The organism is Cognataquiflexum rubidum, from assembly GCF_022538115.1.
GTDB classification, from domain to species: Bacteria; Bacteroidota; Bacteroidia; order Cytophagales; family Cyclobacteriaceae; genus Cognataquiflexum; species Cognataquiflexum rubidum.
The window spans coordinates 37,126-55,016 of sequence record NZ_JAKZAL010000006.1 but is presented as its reverse complement, the minus strand read 5'-3'; the positions used below and the strand labels follow the sequence as shown (position 1 = coordinate 55,016).

10 protein-coding genes are annotated in these 17,891 nt (G+C 40.8%); 7 read left to right on the top strand and 3 right to left on the bottom strand.

Translation table 11 applies throughout. From position 1 onward, the window contains the following. Positions 1-131 precede the first annotated feature (131 nt). The 3 genes from lysA (at position 132) to MMU05_RS08415 (ending at position 5,209) form a co-directional block, all read left to right on the top strand. Complete coding sequence (gene lysA, locus MMU05_RS08425; protein ID WP_241141237.1) at positions 132-1,364, top strand: diaminopimelate decarboxylase; 1,233 nt, start codon at positions 132-134, stop codon at positions 1,362-1,364. A gap of 386 nt (positions 1,365-1,750) precedes the next feature. Beyond that, the gene (locus MMU05_RS08420) at positions 1,751-3,661 is read left to right on the top strand and encodes a T9SS type B sorting domain-containing protein (protein ID WP_241141236.1); all 1,911 of its coding nucleotides are present in this window, start codon (positions 1,751-1,753) and stop codon (positions 3,659-3,661) included. A gap of 18 nt (positions 3,662-3,679) precedes the next feature. Next, entirely contained in the window at positions 3,680-5,209 is a 1,530-nt protein-coding gene (locus MMU05_RS08415; RefSeq protein ID WP_241141235.1) for a cryptochrome/photolyase family protein, read from the top strand. A 15-nt stretch (positions 5,210-5,224) separates the two neighbouring features. On the opposite strand, the gene MMU05_RS08410 is transcribed toward MMU05_RS08415, so the two are convergent. Together MMU05_RS08410 and MMU05_RS08405 are read right to left on the bottom strand one after the other, a co-directional pair. Beyond that, positions 5,225-6,322, bottom strand: coding sequence for a P1 family peptidase (locus tag MMU05_RS08410; RefSeq protein WP_241141393.1), 1,098 nt, complete (start codon positions 6,320-6,322; stop codon positions 5,225-5,227). A 70-nt stretch (positions 6,323-6,392) separates the two neighbouring features. Further along, positions 6,393-7,829 carry an aldehyde dehydrogenase family protein gene (locus MMU05_RS08405; RefSeq protein WP_241141234.1) on the bottom strand — a complete coding sequence of 479 codons (1,437 nt, stop codon included), beginning with the start codon at positions 7,827-7,829 and terminating at the stop codon, positions 6,393-6,395. 468 nt (positions 7,830-8,297) lie between these two features. On the opposite strand from MMU05_RS08405, the gene MMU05_RS08400 reads away from it, so the two are divergent. Genes MMU05_RS08400 through MMU05_RS08385 form a run of 4 tightly spaced genes read left to right on the top strand, consistent with a single transcriptional unit; the run spans position 8,298 to position 16,144 of the window. Continuing rightward, entirely contained in the window at positions 8,298-8,816 is a 519-nt protein-coding gene (locus MMU05_RS08400; RefSeq protein WP_241141233.1) for a hypothetical protein, read from the top strand. Positions 8,817-8,834: 18 nt separating this feature from the next. Next, the gene (locus MMU05_RS08395) at positions 8,835-12,800 is read left to right on the top strand and encodes a DUF7507 domain-containing protein (protein ID WP_241141232.1); all 3,966 of its coding nucleotides are present in this window, start codon (positions 8,835-8,837) and stop codon (positions 12,798-12,800) included. A 12-nt stretch (positions 12,801-12,812) separates the two neighbouring features. Further along, positions 12,813-13,787: a PorP/SprF family type IX secretion system membrane protein gene (locus MMU05_RS08390; RefSeq protein WP_241141231.1), complete on the top strand. Its 975-nt coding sequence runs from the start codon at positions 12,813-12,815 to the stop codon at positions 13,785-13,787. Positions 13,788-13,789: 2 nt separating this feature from the next. Then, the gene (locus MMU05_RS08385; protein ID WP_241141230.1) at positions 13,790-16,144 is read left to right on the top strand and encodes an OmpA family protein; all 2,355 of its coding nucleotides are present in this window, start codon (positions 13,790-13,792) and stop codon (positions 16,142-16,144) included. 353 nt (positions 16,145-16,497) lie between these two features. On the opposite strand, the gene MMU05_RS08380 is transcribed toward MMU05_RS08385, so the two are convergent. Then, positions 16,498-17,763, bottom strand: coding sequence for a M23 family metallopeptidase (locus MMU05_RS08380; RefSeq protein WP_241141229.1), 1,266 nt, complete (start codon positions 17,761-17,763; stop codon positions 16,498-16,500). Positions 17,764-17,891 lie beyond the last annotated feature (128 nt).

Below are 17,891 nucleotides of genomic sequence, written 5' to 3'. Positions count from 1 at the left end.
AGGGATGGGCTTAACATTATTTAACGGAGTAATTTATCTAACATGTTTCAATCGAGGAAGATTCAGGGTGCCGATTTTCAATCTTTTTTATTGTGGTTCTATCCTTATCTTTGAGGCTTAAAATTAGTTTCATGGAAGTTAGAGACCAGCAATACCAGATTCAGGGAGTTTCTTTGATCGGTTTGGCAAAAGAATATGGCACACCTTTATATGTGTATGATGGGGAGAAAATTTTGGAAAAGGTAAAACTCATTCAAAAATCCTTTGCGGGAGTCAATCTCAAAATCAAATACGCCACCAAAGCACTTTCCAATATCAATATCTTGAAATTGATGAAAAAAGCAGGTACTGGTGTAGATGCTGTTTCCATTGAAGAAGTGAAACTTTGCCAACATGCGGGATTTGAACCGCATGAAATCATGTATACGCCCAACAGTGTTTCTTTTGAAGAAATTCAGGAAGCCGTTGCGCTTGGCGTAATGATCAACATTGACAACATCCCGATGTTGGAACATTTTGGCACTTTCTATGGAAATAAAGTACCGCTTTGCATCCGCCTGAATCCGCATATCCTTGCAGGCGGCAATGCCAAGATATCCGTGGGCCATATTGACAGCAAGTTTGGAATCTCTATACTTCAGCTTAAGCATGTGCTCAAAGTCGTCGAAGCCCACGACCTCAACATCATTGGATTGCATATCCATACAGGTTCCGATATTTTGGACGCTGAGGTTTTCCTCAGGGGAGCCAATATCGTTTTTGATGCAGCAAGAGAATTTAAAGGACTCAAATTCCTCGATTTTGGGGGAGGATTCAAAGTCGCCTACAAGCCGGATGATATTTCCACCGATATAGAAGAAGTCGGTGCCAAAGTATCTCAGGCTTTCAAAGCTTTCTGCAAGGAATACGGAACTGAATTGGAGATCTGGTTTGAACCGGGAAAATTTCTCGTGTCAGAATCGGGGTTTCTTTTGACCAAAGTCAATGTGGTGAAGCCGACTCCAGCTTCCACATTTGTCGGAGTGGACACAGGTCTCAACCACCTCATCCGTCCGATGATGTATGATGCCTACCACGGGGTGGTGAATATTTCCAAACTTGATGGACCTGAAAGAATCTACACCATCGTTGGGTATATCTGCGAGACTGATACGATCGCCGCTGACAGAAAACTTAAAGAGGTACAGGAAGGTGATGTTCTCGCCATAAAAAATGCCGGAGCTTATGGCTACAGTATGTCTTCCAATTACAATTCAAGGCTCCGTCCTGCTGAGGTTTTGATCCTCAAAGGCAAAGCCCATCTTATAAGAGAAAGAGAAACTTTTGACGATATTCTAAAACACCAAGTGGATATAGGTTTATAAGAAATTGACTCCATAAATTAAAGCCCGGCTGTAGAAAGCTGGGTTTTTTCATTTTTGAAGGTTTGAATTGAAATTTTTTTGACAATTTTTCCACTTTCAGCTAAACACTTCATCACCTTAAAAAAGCAGGTCCCTTACCTGTTTTTGAAATTGATGCGAGATTTAGCTGTTTTTGTGATTTTTCAACCTAAAGACCGAATCCATGGGAGTTGGTTTTTTAGTATATAATTTCTTTTATTATAATAAATCACCCAAACATAGAGATATCATTTTGTTTTATTCAAAAAACATAAAATAATATTTCTATTTGCCAAAAACAGATTTTTGCTTTTCAACCACAAAAACCCATGGTCAAAGAGCGCTGTCAAGGTAAAAAAAAGTACACCATGAATTGGCAAAAAAGACTCTTCAAAACCCTGGTATTCCTGATTTTTCTTCAGGGTTGGAGTCATTTTGCCATGTCTCAGGGGATGAATCTCGAGCAGCTATACAGCAAAATCCGCAGACCAATTGTGTTGGACGCTACAGTATTCAGAACAATGGATCAAACTGGAACCCCCGACCCCGGAGACATGAGCGTCACCGTAAGCGGTCAGTTGGCACTCTGTACCCATGCCGATAGAGGCCACATCCTACTTGATGTTTCAGGCGGTGTTCCTCCGTATACTTTTGTCTGGAACAATTTACAAACCGTCCAGAACAGGTACAGTTTACTTTCCGGGACCTATACTGTTTGGATAAAGGATGGTGCAGGCCATGAAATCAAAGAAAAAATAGTGGTTCAGCCACCATTTCCGTTGATCATTGAAATGACCCAAACCAAAGATGTCTCCTGCAACAACGCCGATGGCGAAGCAAAGATTAACATCAAAATGGGCAGGGGCGAACCCTATAAAATCGAATGGAGCCATGGCCTGACGGACGTGCTTCATGCCAAAGACCTTTCGCCCGGAACTTATTCTGTGAAAGTCTCTGACCAATACAACTGTAACCAAACACTCTATTTTGAAATCAAATCAAACAGTGAGGGGATTCAGCTGAAAGAAGAAGTAACACACATATCCTGCTCCAATGAGCCCAAAGGAAGTATCTCAGTGACGCCTTCGGGAGGCAAAAGCCCTTTTCAATTTCTTTGGTCAAATGGAAAAACCACCGACAAAATCACTGACTTGGAAGCAGGGGAATATGCATTGACCGTAACAGATGCCAACGGATGCAGTATTTCCAAGAGTTATACCATCAAATCCGCGGAGCCTATGGCAGTCACAGCAGAAATTTCGGCTGCCTTGCTTTGTGCCGATGCAGAGACAGGTAAGATTTTGCTCGATATTCAAGGCGGGATAGCGCCATTTACCTTCTTATGGAACAATGGATCCAAAGAAAAAGACCTCGAAAATGTACCATCCGGAGAGTACAGTGTAACTATTTCAGACAACTCAGGATGTTCTATTGGGAAAACATTCACACTAACAGGTCCCGAAAAGCTAACTGCAAAAATCGAAACTACTGTAGATATCAACTGTGAGACCAATGAGGCCAAAGGTGTGGCGTGGGTCAGCATCAAAGGTGGGAAAGCTCCTTTTCAAATCACTTGGCTCAATGTCAACAAAAATACCCAAGAGATCGAGTTTTTGACTGAAAGAGAACTTTCAGTGGAAGTGACTGATGCCAACGGCTGCAAAATTACCGAGAAGATTTTTGTCGACTACAGCAATATTGCCTCCAAAGACAGGCTTGGTTTTGATGTCAAAAAACTTCAATTGGATACCGAAGAAGAAATATTAGTCGATGACGAATTGAAATTTGAAAGTAAAATATCCGAAGACTTTATTGCATGGGAATGGAATTTTGGAGATGGGACTGTTTCAACAGATAAAGATCCTGTCCATGTATTCAAGATGCCGGGAGAATTTGAAGTGGTATTGAAAGCCTATGATATTTTTGGATGCTCTTCTGTTCAGAAAGAGGAAGTCAAAGTCAACCAAGTCAATGAATACCTGATGATGCCGAATGCCTTTACCCCAAACCATGACGGATTAAACGACCTTTTCAAACCTGTAACAAAAGGAATCAGCGGATATAGAATGGATATTTTTAACAAATGGGGAGAAATGATTTTTTCGAACGCAGCCCAAAATGTCGAAGGATGGAATGGGCAGTTGAATGGTCAATGGTTACCTGCCGGCAATTACGTGTACAAAGTCAGCTTCCAGACTCCTAAAGGGGAAGTGATCGAAAAAGCAGGAACCGTTACCCTTATCAGAGAAAACAAAATGGTAGCAAATGGTGTATGGTAATCAGTCCGTACACCTTTTATGTCCAAAACACTGCGCCTGATTCTTGGCGATCAACTTAACATCAATCACTCTTGGTATAGCGAAATACATCCTGACACCGTCTACGTCATGACGGAAATGAAGCAGGAAACAGGCTATGTCCGTCACCATATCCAAAAAGTGGTCGGCTTCTTTTTGGCCATGAGGAATTTTGCTGAAGCCCTCCGATCTCAAGGTCACCAAGTAATCTATTGGAAGCTCGACCATCCTGACAATACCCAAAGCCTTCCTGGAAATCTTCATTTCTTGATTGAAAAACATGGTATCGGTAGATTTGAATATCTATTGCCGGATGAATACCGGCTCGATGGGCAGTTGGCAGATTTTTGTAAAACCCTTTCGATTCCCTCAAAGCATTTTGATTCCGAACATTTTTTAACCTCAAGAGAATTTTTGGCAGCATTCTTCAAGGGGAAAAAGACATTTCTGATGGAGACTTTCTATCGTGAAATGAGAAAGAAATACGACATTCTCATGGATGGCAAAGAGCCTTTGACGGGAAAATGGAACTACGACCAAGACAACCGCAACAAATTCCGTGACCCCTTACTTCTCAAAGCGCCCAAGGTATTTCCAAAAAATGCAAGTGAAATTGTCGGGTTAATCCATGCCATGGAGGTGGAGACGATCGGTTCTATAGATGAGAAAAACTTTGAATGGCCTGTTACAAGGGAGGAAAGCCTTCAAGTTCTCGATTATTTCTGTGAAAAACTCTTGGACAGTTTTGGCGAATACCAAGACTCAATGTACACAGGAGATGCATTTTTATTTCATAGCCGCCTCAGCTTCAGTTTGAATACCAAAATGCTTTCTCCACTAGAAGTGGTGGAAAAAGTAGAGCAGTATTGGTTTGCAAATCAGGACAGGATCAACATCGCCCAAGTCGAAGGATTTATCCGGCAAATCATCGGGTGGAGGGAATATATGCGCGGAGTCTATTGGGCCAAAATACCCGAGTTTGCGACTTTGAATTTCTTTGGGCACGAAAGAAAACTGCCCGAATTCTATTGGACCGGTAAGACCAAAATGAATTGCCTGAAACATAGCATCGGACAGTCTTTGGAAAAGTCTTATGCACACCATATCCAAAGATTGATGGTAACAGGAAACTTTGCGCTTTTGGCCGGAATAAATCCTGATGAGGTGGATGCCTGGTATTTGGGGGTCTACATTGATGCTATCGAATGGGTAGAAATCACCAATACACGAGGCATGAGTCAGTTTGCTGACGGAGGCATCGTGGGCACCAAGCCTTATGTGTCTTCGGCTAATTACATAGACAAAATGAGTGACTACTGTAAGGGATGCCATTATGACAAAAATCTCAAAACAGGAGAAAACGCATGTCCATTCAACAGCCTTTATTGGCATTTCTACAATAGAAATGAAGACAAATTAGCCAAGAACCCAAGAATAGGAATGGCCTACAAGACCTGGGAAAAGATGAAAGACAAATCCAAAATCCTGGAGCAGGCAGAAAAGTACCTAGGAAATCTAGATGATTTATAATTAGAGAAGTAAAAATTATTTGATCCTATTAAAACGTTTCATTATCTCCATTACCTCTTCTTTTGGAAAAGCCTTTACTTCTCTCCCCTCTTTTCCGATCATATCTTCCGCTGCAAAAAGTGAATTGATGATAGCTTCTTCTGTTGCTTCGATGGTGGCAAGAAAAAGTGCACTCATGTCCTCATTTTGTAAGTAACTGGGTTTTTGGAGTTCAAGGGATGGAGAATTATGAGAAATCAAGTTGCCGGGATAATTGGAAAAAGCGATCACATAATCTCCCGAACCATTGGAGGCGATTCCGCCTGTTTTGGCTAATCCCATCATGGCCCTTTGTGCGATTCTTTTCAGGTTTCTTTCATTGACAGGTGCATCGGTTGCCACGACGATCATGCAGGATCCGTCAACAGAAGACATATGGTCCATAAAACTGTATTTGCCTAATTCCAACCCTATCGGAACACCGTCAATCTGCAATACCCCACCGAAATTGGTTTGCACCAAAACCCCAATCGTGTATCCACCCAATGATTCGGGCAATTTCCGAGAGGAAGTTCCAATCCCGCCTTTGAATCCAAAACATACCGTACCTGTTCCTGCTCCGACATTTCCCTCCAAAACTTTATCTTCTTTGGCATTTGTAATGGCTGCAAGCACATCTTCCGTTTTCACATGTCTTCCTCGTATGTCATTAAGGTATCCATCATTTGTCTCACCGACGACTGCATTGACTGATTGTACATTTTCATTTCCAGGTTGCGACAAAGTATATGCTACCACTCCTTCGATCCCTGCTGATACACCCAAGGTATTGGTCAGGATGATGGGGGATTCAATATTTCCCAATTCTTCGATTTGGGTAGTTCCTGCAAGTTTGCCAAATCCATTTCCCACAAATACAGCGGCCGGGACTTTTGATTGGAACAGATTACCCTGATGGGGAATGATGGCTGTAACACCCGTCCTGACATTTTCTCCTTTGATTAGCGTGATTTGGCCAACTTTCACCCCTGCCACATCTGTGATGGCGTTTTGTGAACCGTTTTGCATCACACCTATTAGGATTCCCAAATCACGGGGTCTTGATTGTCCAAAGGCGAGTGATTGTGACATCATATATATAAGGAGAAGGGAGATCGAAATTCTATTTTTCAAAATACAGGATTTTAGGATTTGTCATTATCAATCAAAGCCATTTCAGGATTCCTTTGACCAGTTTCTTTTTGACCAAAGTAAAAGGAGGAAACAAGGGATTGACAGCGGCTGATCCTACTCGCTGCTTCAGGACGGCTTTTTCATTGCTGAATGCCAAGAACCCAAAATGTCCGTGAGATTTGCCAATGCCGCTGTTATTGACACCGCCGAAGGGAAGTTCCCGGTGAAGAAAATGTACGGCACAGTCATTGGCTAATGCCGCCCCTGAGGAAGTCTCATTGAAAATGGCATTGATTTTTTCGTCATTCTTGGAGAACACATAAAAAGCCAGGGGCTTGGGTTGTTGGTTGACCATCAAGATCGCGCCATCTAGATTGTCATAAGTCACCACGGGAAGAATCGGTCCAAAGATTTCCTCTTGGAGGACTTTCATTTCCCAAGTGACATGGGAAAGAATGGTGGGTTCAATGTAGTTTTCCTGACCGTTTGAGTTCCCGCCAAATTCGATTTTTGCTCCTTTCAAATTGGCATCGGAAAGAATATGCTGTATCCTTTTAAAATGGCTTTCATTCACAATTCTGGAATAGTCCTTTGAACCCTCAATTCCATTTTTATTGGAGCCATACATTTTTTCAATGCTTTTTTTCATTTCTTCGACAAAGGCATCTTTCAACCTTTCCGGGATCAGTATATAATCCGGGGCTATACAGGTCTGCCCACAATTGAGAAATTTGGTAGCCGTGATTTTATCCGCAGTATCCTTAAGGTCGGCATCATCCAAAATCAACACAGGTGATTTCCCCCCCAATTCCAGCGTAACGGAGGTAAGATGCTCAGCAGCGGCTTTCATGACGATTTTGCCGACCCCGGGGCTTCCTGTAAAGAAAATATGGTCGAAGGGTTTGGACAAAAGTATCTGTGAGACTTCTACCCCTCCTTCTATGACAGCCACGGTATGGGTGTCAAAAATTTCAGCCATCATCCTCCTTAGCAAAGCGGAGGTATGGGGTGTCATTTCAGAAGGTTTGACGATGGCCGGACAACCTGCGGCAATCGCAGAAACCAACGGGCCTACAGCTAGGTTGAAAGCGTAATTCCAAGGAGCTAGGATGAGGCTTACACCTTTTGGTTCGTATTGTATATAGGCTTTGGTACCCAAAAAAATCAATGGTGTTCCGACTTTTTTTGGTTTCATCCAATGTTCAAGATGCTTGATGGCATGGTTGATTTCTATCAATACAGGGAAAATCTCCGTCACATCAATTTCCGGATAAGGCTTTCGGTAATCAGCATGGACGGCTTTTCGGATATCTTCCTGATTTTTATTGATCCAATCCAGCAGTCTTTTCAAAAGTGCAATGCGGAGGAAGGCTGATCCTTTTCGAAGCTTTATTGCCTCTTGTTTTTGAAGCAGGAAAATACCTTCAATTTGGGATTCTAGAAAATCAAGTTCTTGGGTCTTTTGCATGGTTCAATGTTTTTAACTTCCATCAAGTTCAGTCAAGCAATCCGAAAAAACAAATCTTTTTTGGCTGCGTACAATAGGCTTAAAGTTTAAATGATCATGCAATGGAGCTTGGAAAGGATTATTCCTCAATTCATTTTGGGAGATAATCACAGACTGGAGATAATTAAAAAGTACCTCCAGCAATTGAAAAAAGAAAAATTGACAAAAGTCAAAAGGGGTTGAGAAACCCCTTTTTTTTTGCTTTAAAGCCAATAATTGCACCGTTCCCTTAAATTACTTTTTAACATATAAATGCAAAAAAATGCATTTTGTAAAATATTTTTTGAAAATCATTAGGAAATGAAAATCAATTAATTGTATTTTTACAGCAGTTAAATGATAATAACATCACCCTTATCGATCATCTAACCACCCAAGGCTTTATTCTATCTCAACTGCCTACCCATTTTGTTCATTTAATATCTCGCTATGATGACTCTAATTACTCTCGCAAAGAAAGAAAACCGCAACAGTTTGCCCTTTCTACTCTCCTTGGTTCTTTTTCTGTTTGGTCCCCTTACAGAAGGATATACCCAAAAGGCTTATTTAATCGATGAATTCGTAAAGGAAGCAGGAGAAAAAAACACCGACTATCTAAAAAACTTAGTTTATGATAATGTTACAACCATTGTCATCAAGGATTCAAATATCAAAATGGTAGGTGAAGGCTTTCCCCAAAAAGTTTCTGTAGACATCAACTCGATTGCCACACTGAAATCAGAAAACGATATTTTTCGAACTGTAAAACTTTTGCAGATCAACCTTGGCAGCACTTCAGAAAAATCTGCCTTGAGAATCAACCTGGAGGACTTGAAGAGTTTTTCAAACATTGCCTACATTTTTATCAACTCCGAAATTCCCCTGACTCAGGCAGAAGCCGAAATGATGGTAACCGGATTTGAAGAAGGTGATATCATTCTTTTGTATCAGGTCAATTCTAATTTTTAATCCTAAAACTGAAAAATCATGAAAACACTTTTCTCATTTTCATCCCAAAAACTCCTTTTAGCTAACCTGTATTTGGTTTTGTTACTCGTAGTTTTCATAGGCAAGATCTCAGCACAAACTGACAACAGGGTTCCTTTCAAACATAGAGTAGGAAATCCTGCACCTCAAAACAACATCTTTAAAGTTAGAGGTGATTTTACCATCATTGGTAATACCAACCTTACTCTTGCTGACCCTACTAGGATCAATAATTCAAGTAGCCAAATGATCTATGTGGACGTTGACAATAATGTAAATACTGTCAATTCATCTTCTGCGAATTTGGTCTTTTCAGGGGAAAATAATGCCGATCCCAATTGCTCTGAAATAATTTATGCCGGCCTTTATTGGTCAGGTAGAGCTAATCCAGATTTGGGGATGAATTTTGATGTGGTTGTAAGTACCGAAGATGGGGCTCCTGTAACAGTCACTAACCAAGTTCAAATAGCAAATCATAGTAATCCAATTGCCAATTCTTTTTATACAATGACAATTGGCCGAATTGGTTCTGAGGGAAACCGTTCTCCTAGATATACTTTTACCTCAAGAAAAGGGGGAAATACCTATCAGTTTGAATTTTCAAATAACAATAACAATCCTGCCCGCTACAGAATCGGAACTAGTGGCGCAATGATTACTTTGACCAATCAAACGGTCACTACTGACGGAAACATCCGCACTGTTACGTTTGATCCCATCACGATAACTGAGGGCAATGTTACCCTAAAGGTGGACAGGTTACAGAGAATAGTTTCAAGAACGGAGGAAGCCGCTGCCTATCAAACGGTAGAGAATTTTGCTAGAATCACAGCAGATGGGGTTTTTATTCCTGAAATAATTAACACGACCAACCTTGATAAGAGAAAAGTAAAAATCAAAGGTCCAAATGCTTCTGGATATACAGAAATAACTGCGGCAGCCAATAACATTTTATATCCTGAAGGTGAATTGGACGATATGTATGTTGGCTACGCAGATGTTACCCAACTTGTCAAAAGCCAGGGTCTTGGAGAATATACCATTGCTGACGTGGCTCTCACAGAAGGAAACGGCGGTAGAGTGGGTTACTTTGGACATTGGGGGATAGTAGTTGTCTATGAAAACTCCAAAATGAAATGGAGAGACGTAACAGTTTTTGACGGCTATTCTTACGTCATGGGTATTGGCGATACGTTAGCGGTAGACGGTACACTTGAGATCAATGGATTCAATGCAGTTCAGAATGGTCAGGTGAATTTGAAACTTGGTGTTATGGCGGGCGAAGGAGAAAGAGGGTTGAGCAATGATTATCTCGAAATCCGAAATGCTGCTGATACGGAGTGGGTAAGGCTGAGACACGCGCTTAACAGTCCAAACAATTTCTTCAACTCCACTATATACACTCCTGTAAGAAATAGCGATGGTATTCTCGTAGCAAACCCAAGAAATCCGCAATTAGAGAATAACACGGGAATAGACATTGCGATGTGGGATATCCCTAACCCAAATAACTCTATCATAGCCAATGGGCAAACATCAACAGTGTTTAGATATGGAACAAGCACGGATACTTATAACATTTACTCCTTTGCCTTTTCTGTAGATGCGTATGTTCCGGACATCCAAGGGTTGAATCAGGTGGTATCAATAAATGGAGCTCCGGCAACTGATAACCCTACAGTTCAGCCAGGACAGGAAATTGAATATTCTCTGGACATCAGAAATCTCGGTACTGAAGCAATTGAGAACGGGAAGGTAATCATTCCGATTCCTTTCACAACTACTTTTGTAAGCGCCAATTTTGAGGTGTTCTTTACTCCAAACACAATTAAAGCGCCATACTTTGACCCTAATTTGGGAGCAACAGGTTCTATCGTTTGGGAGTTGGGCGAATTGCCTTTGCAGGAAGATATCACTGCTATCTTGGCAAGGCTTACTTATAAGTTAAAAGTTACGGAAGATTGCCTTATACTTTCCAACCCAAATTGCGATGCATTCATTTCCGTAGGAGGGGCTATTTCAGGAAAAGGTAAAGTATCAAAAAGCGATTTTGCAGGAATCCAGCTTACCCAAGGGTTTTTGGACGGAGCTTGTGAAGGCGAACCTATCCAAACTCCTCTTGTAATCCCTATCTTAGGGGGTGCAGAATGGGCTCAGGAAAATTGTGGAGAGGTAGATTTGTTCAGCACCTTCTCCTTCTGCAATATCAATCCTGAAGAAGGAATTGCTGTAGATAACATTTCAATTTCATTCCCAGTAGGAATCAGGTTCTTTGATGGCATCGATCCAAACAATTCCACAGAATTTACAAGTTCAAATCCATTCCCTGCATCCACAGGAACATACTACGGTATTCCGGTTAATTCAAGTAACTGTATTTTCGAATTCAAAATTGAGGTTTCCATCGTAACCACCAACCCAACCATTGTGGAAGGCGCAGCTTATGATTTTTGCCAAGGCCAAGAAGTTCCTGATCTGAACACCATAATTCTTCCCAGCAATCTAGGGGAAGAAGGTCAGTATCAAGTTTTCTTCTTTACCCAGGCTGTAGGAGGTGAAGCTTCCACAGGGTTTAAAGTTGATTCAAATGTAATCGGAACGATCCAAGTTTGGGTGTCACAAGGTGATTCAGCTGATTGTACCGGACCAAGATCACTGGTTACCTTAAATATCAACTCCTGTAATGTAGATTCTATTTCAGTTACCAAATCAACCAATACCGAAACCTATTCGGAAGTTGGGCAGGTAATCCCCTACACCATTACGGTCACCAATACCGGAAATACAACTTTGACAAACATCATCGTGGTAGATCCACTTACCGGCCTGAATGAAACAATTGCAAGCCTCGCTCCGGGACAGACCGTATCCTTCGAAACTACCTATACGGTGAAAGTCGAAGACCTTGTTGCAGGCACCATTTTGAACACTGTCTTGGTAAAAGCTACGGGTTCTGATGGGGAAGAGGTAGATTCTACTGATTCGGTAACTGTGGCAGGTTCAAAAAACAAGATCATTGCCAATGACGATGAGTTTGGAACACATGCATTGGATTTTGGTGGAGTTCTAGGCAATATTCTGACCAACGACCTACTGAATGGCCAACCGGTGACACCTGATAATATTAACTTCGAATTCATTGAACTGGACGGAATCATCGGCCTCTTGACCACAGGTGAAGGTGAATTGAGCCTGATACCCGGCGTCAATGAGGCAAGGGAATACACTTTAAAGTATGTGTTGAGAGAATCGCTGAACCCTACCAATAGCGATGAGGCATTTGTAACCTTTAGATTGGTCAATTCAGAAGTGGATATGAACATCACCAAAACTTCAAATGAAATTGAAATTTTTGAAGGAGATGAATTTGAATACCAGATTGATGTTACCAATCTAAGCGCTTTCAATGCCACCAATGTTGTGGTAATCGATGACCTTCCAAATGGAGTTACTTATGTCAGCACAAGGTTTAATTCCTCTTCAAACGACATCAAAGTCACCACAGATATTACAGGAAAGAAACTTACCTACACCATTCCATTCTTCCCTGCGAATTCCAAATTGACGATTTATGTCAAGGTAAAAGCAGATGCCCTTGTCAACGGAACTCCTCTGAATATTGTCAACAGGGTAATGCTTTCTTCAGATGAGGAGGATATCAATCCGGATGACAATATGGCTGAAGATGCCAATCAGGTCAACGCCCTCTTTATCCCAAATGTGATCACACCAAACAATGATGGAAAAAATGACAGATTCATCATCAGAGGATCCCAAAAATTTGCGCAGAGAGAAATCGTAATCCTAAACAGATTTGGTGACCATCTGTACGAAAACAGTAATTATGACAATGACTGGAGTGCAGAAGGAATAGTGGCAGGTACTTACTTCTTTGTCTTCAGAGGAACTGATTCAGAAGGAAAAGTACATGAATTCAAAGGTTGGATACAGGTTATCAAAAAGTAAATCTCGCAAATCATGAAAAGGAATTATAAAATATATGGACTTTTTCTGCTGATGGCCATGATGGCATATCACACAGGAAACGGGCAGCAGCTGCCACAGTTCAGCCAATATATTTTTAATGGCTTACATATCAATCCGGGATATGCAGGATATAAAAACCAGGGATATATCCAAAGTACGTATCGAAATCAATGGGTCAACCTCGAAGGCGCACCACGCACCTTTACGATTACGGCAGACTTGAGTGCCAATGAAGGGATGATGGGATTCGGAGTATCTGTTCTTTCAGATCAGATCGGACCTACCAGAACAACCACAGGATTGCTTACCTATTCATACAGAATTCAGACCGGCAAGGAATCTTTCCTTGCATTAGGTGCCAGCGCAGGGGTATCCGAGTACCAGCTCGACGGTGATATGCTCAATCCCATCGACCAAGATGATGTTGAAATCCCCTCAGGAATCAACAACCTCTACAGTCCAAACATGAATGTCGGTTTGTTCTTTCACAATACCAGATTTTATGCAGGATTGAGCGCATTCAATATGATTGGGAAAAACACATTGGAAAGAGAGGATATTTCCCTTTCCCTTCATGACCTCCATTTCTTCCTGACTGCAGGTGCGATGGTTCCGATTACGGATGCGATTGAGTTCAAACCTTCCTTCCTAATCAAGCAAGTAAAAGGGTCTCCGACAAATGTTGACCTAAACGGCATGTTCCTATTCTATGACAGACTATGGCTTGGAGCATCATACCGGACCAACATGCATATTTGGAATGATAACCTCGAAAGTAACATCAGCAGAAGAAATGCCATGGCTTTCATAGTAGAAGTCTTTGCCTCTGATAAAGTTAGATTTGGATATGCTTACGATCAAAGTTTAAATGCCCTTCAAAATTCAAGGAACAATTCTCATGAGTTTTCTGTAGGATTTTATTTGTCCCCAAGAAAAGTCACAATGAAAAATCCAAGATGGTTCTGATCATGAGAAAACAAATTTACTTTCTGTTCTTGATTTTTCTGGTTGGCACTTTTCCTATACAATCTTTTGCCCAAAACAGGCTTTTGCGCTATGCAGACAAGCAAAAAGAACTCGAAAATTACCAGCATGCAGCTGAAACTTACGAACAGGCTTACAGCAGAAACCCAAAAATAACCACAGCAAGAAGTGCTGCTGAAGCCTACAGCCAAGTGCAGGATTATGAAAAATCCTTTGATTGGTGGGAAAAAGTAATCACCAATGAGGAAGCTGAAAGGGCAGATTATGCACAATACTTGTCTGCTGCCATGAAAGTCGGCAAAGCGGACCAGATTGATGAAATGCTAAAGGGATCTTCTTTTGACGAAAATGACTTTCCGGAATTGGATTTTGACCTGATAAGAGCCATGTCCGCCAAAAAAGCAAATGTCAAATTGGTACCCGCCAAAGGAATCAATACCGACGGTTCTGATTTTGGCTTGAAAACCGATAATGAAGGAAATAGATATTTCTCAAGTGATAGGGGAAATGTCATGCCTACAGACAAAAAAGGTGTCAGGTTGGACGCAAAAAGCAATCTATACAGCACGGAGAAAAGCAGCTTCAATGACAGGGCTTTCTTCGGAATCTATAAATTTAACAAGGACAGTACGCTTTCAAAATTGACCTCTGACTTACCGGACGCACTCCACATCAGCGATCCATGCTTGATGGAAAGTCAGCAAATCATATTCTATTCTGTGTTTAGAGATGTCAATAAAATCAAAGGCAGCAGGGAATATTCCCTCAATTCTGAGATTTTCTACAGTAAGATCAGGCCTGATGGGACATTGTCTGATTCAAAGCCTTTTCCCATCAACAGCATTACCGAATATGGGGTAATGAATCCCTTCGTGGATGAAGAAAATAAAAGAATCTACTTTTCTTCCGATAAACCAGGAGGAAAAGGTGGATTTGACATCTACTATGTCACTTACGATGAAGAATTGAATTTCGGAGAACCGGTAAACCTTGGAAGCAATATCAATACAGCAAAAAACGAGAGATATCCTTCAGTCAATGGGTCAACATTTTATTTCTCTTCCAATGGGCTATCGGGATTAGGAGGAATGGATATTTTCAAAGCTGAAATTTCAGCTTCAGGCTTCAAGAATGTCCAAAATTTGGGATCTCCTTACAATTCACCAAGAGATGATTTTGGTTATCTCGTGACCAAAGAAGGAAAAAGATATTTGAGTTCAGACAGGACCGGAGGCATGGGATTGGATGACATTTACCTGATCGAAGATCTTTTCAAAAGATTGATAGCTAGGGTGATTGACTGTGATGACAACATCATCACCGAAGAATTTACCACCACGCTGACGAAAAAAGAAGGCGCGGTAGGAATAACCTCACTCAGAAACACCAAAGGAGAAATTTTGGCAGATCTCGAGCCTGAAAGTAATTTTAATCTTAAAATCAGTAAAAAAGGATATTTTAGCGTCCAGGATAGCACACTTTCTACCATAGGTCTTCAGGATGATATTTTGGAAAGAGAATATAAACTTGTCCGAATCCCTTATAATTTACCAGTCTTGGTGGACATTGTTTACTATGATTTGGACAAAGCTAAAATTAGAAATGACGCCGAACCGGTCTTAAATAAAATTGCGGAGTTGATGGTAAAATATGATTTCCTTGACTTGGCGGTTGCTTCTCACACGGATGCCAGGGCATCTGTAGAATACAATAGGATTTTGAGTGAAAAACGTGCTAAGGCAGTCAAAGACCATCTTTCCAAATTTGGAATCCCTGAAATTAGGGTTCGGATTGATTGGTTTGGTAAGGAAAAATTGACCAATGACTGTGGCGATGGCGTGCCTTGTCCTGAGACAAAGCATCAGTTAAACAGAAGAAGTGAATTGGTATTGGAAGCTTTCAGTGATCCAAATAGGGAATATGATTTGCCTGCTTCATTGTTTGGAAAAGATCTGTGTGATGAGAACGCCCTTTTCGAGGAAATCCAAAACGAAATTAATTCAATCCCTGCAGTTTACTTTGATTTTGACAAATCATCGATCAGGGCAGTCCATGAGAAGGATTTGGAGAGGGTAACACTGATGATGAAAAAACTGAAAAACCTCCAGCTCTATCTCTCAGGTCATACTGACCAAAGAGGAAATGAGGATTACAACATGAAATTAGCAGAAAGAAGAGCAAAAGCGGTATTGGAATACCTTGTGCAGAGAGGAGTGGAAGCCAATCGGATAGAATACAAATGGTTTGGCAAATCACAGCCCATCAATGACTGCGGAACAATACCATGTACTGAAAATATGCACCAACTGAATAGAAGAACAGAACTTCGGTTGAAGTGAAAAAATGATTGAAGACTTTATTTTTTAAACTTGCGAGATAGATAAGTAAAAATGGCCTCCTTCTGGGAGGTCCTTTTTTTTTCTTTCAGTTGAACTAAGATTAATAGACGAAGAAAATCTTTCCATGGTTTTTTATGCTCCAAATCCCCATAAGAAAGTGTAGAGTCCTTCGGTTCTGAATGCCTTGGTACGTTCTTTTTTGGTAGGATGGTTATTATCAAACCACCACTTTTGAAGCCCCAAGGGATTTGCCTTTTACAAAAAGTTAGCCAAAAGTGATTTTGGTCGACCCATAAAAAAACCAAGAAGTAAAAACTTCTTGGTCCTCAATGATTAATATATCGATTCTCAGATTAAGGATTCACCTTGGCTACCATCTTTTGGTTTGCATCTACATAAGGTATCGCAGCAATCTGTCTCATACTCTCAGTCTTTACTTGCTCAAAAGCCATTCTATTTTCCTGAGATATTGGTTCAGATGGCGGGATTTTCTCTTTCAACCAATCTTCCTGCTTTCCGTTTTTCCAAAACCTGAAACAAAGATGTGGCCCTGTAGCCAAACCGGTGCTACCTACATATCCGATTACTTGACCTTGCTTCACTCTTGATCCCGATTTCATTCCCTTCGCAATTTTGGACATGTGAAGGTATTGAGTAGTGTAGGTGCCGTTGTGTTTGATTTTTACAAAGTTACCATTTGCACTAGTATATCTTGCCTCAACGACTGTTCCGTCTCCCACGGACCTGATTTCTGTTCCGGTTGGGGCTGCGTAGTCTGTACCTAGGTGGGCTTTGTATCTTTTTTGAACCGGGTGAAACCTGTTCAGATTATATCGTGAACTTATTCTTGAATATTTCAAAGGATCCCTCAAAAAAGCTTTTTTGAAACTGTTTCCATCCTGATCAAAAAACGTTCTTTCGCCATTTTGCTCAAAAGGGATGGCGTGGTATGGAACTCCCAGGTGTTCAAAATAAGCAACTTCTATATCGCCAATGCCGATCACATTACCTTCTACTACCTTCTCGGAATAAGAAACTTTAAACTTGTCACCTTTTTGAAGTCTTTGAAAATCCACTGCCCAACCATATAAATCCGCAAATTGGTCAATCAGATCAGGGCCGATGCCAATCTCAGTCATGTTCACGTAAAGGTTGCTGCTGATGGTCCCGCCGATTTCTACTTTTCGGATTTGAACAGGTTTTTCTTCTTTGTAGACTTCGCCCTCATCCAATTTGAAAACGACAAACTCGGCTGGGTTAGGTTCGTAAATAAAAAACTGAGCCAGGGAAGTGTCTTTGGAAGTGAGTACAGTAAATTTTTTGTTAAAAGAAATTTTCCTTACATCAAAAATATCTTTTGACTTTCGGGCGATTTCGTCTATGATTTGATAAGGAACATTGAATGGTGCAAGGATGGTCGATAGCGTTTGGTTTTTTCCAACTACGCCTTCCACTACATCCAATTCATTCACATTGATACCATAAAGGATTTGGTCTTCCTTCTTCTCTTCGAGGACTTCAATTTTTTCCTCGACAACATTATTTTCCTTTTGATTAAAGTAAAACACAGTGCCAAAAACAAGCAATGCAGAGACAGTAAAAGTTAATTTTTTATTCATGTGAGAGGGGGTGAAACATTCTATTATTCCAAAGAAATTTAAATTTGGTTCAAAATCCAAATTATTTACAACTTTTCACGTCATAATTAATATTTCGTACCAAACATTCAACGTGGAGTACAATTTGG

Coding starts and splice junctions, on each gene's coding strand:
- lysA (WP_241141237.1), top strand. CDS start 132: ATGGAAGTTAGAGACCAGCAATACCAGATTCAGGGAGTTTCTTTGATC.
- MMU05_RS08405 (WP_241141234.1), bottom strand. CDS start 7,829: ATGCAAAAGACCCAAGAACTTGATTTTCTAGAATCCCAAATTGAAGGT.
- MMU05_RS08420 (WP_241141236.1), top strand. CDS start 1,751: ATGAATTGGCAAAAAAGACTCTTCAAAACCCTGGTATTCCTGATTTTT.
- MMU05_RS08410 (WP_241141393.1), bottom strand. CDS start 6,322: ATGATGTCACAATCACTCGCCTTTGGACAATCAAGACCCCGTGATTTG.
- MMU05_RS08385 (WP_241141230.1), top strand. CDS start 13,790: ATGAGAAAACAAATTTACTTTCTGTTCTTGATTTTTCTGGTTGGCACT.
- MMU05_RS08415 (WP_241141235.1), top strand. CDS start 3,680: ATGTCCAAAACACTGCGCCTGATTCTTGGCGATCAACTTAACATCAAT.
- MMU05_RS08400 (WP_241141233.1), top strand. CDS start 8,298: ATGATGACTCTAATTACTCTCGCAAAGAAAGAAAACCGCAACAGTTTG.
- MMU05_RS08390 (WP_241141231.1), top strand. CDS start 12,813: ATGAAAAGGAATTATAAAATATATGGACTTTTTCTGCTGATGGCCATG.
- MMU05_RS08380 (WP_241141229.1), bottom strand. CDS start 17,763: ATGAATAAAAAATTAACTTTTACTGTCTCTGCATTGCTTGTTTTTGGC.
- MMU05_RS08395 (WP_241141232.1), top strand. CDS start 8,835: ATGAAAACACTTTTCTCATTTTCATCCCAAAAACTCCTTTTAGCTAAC.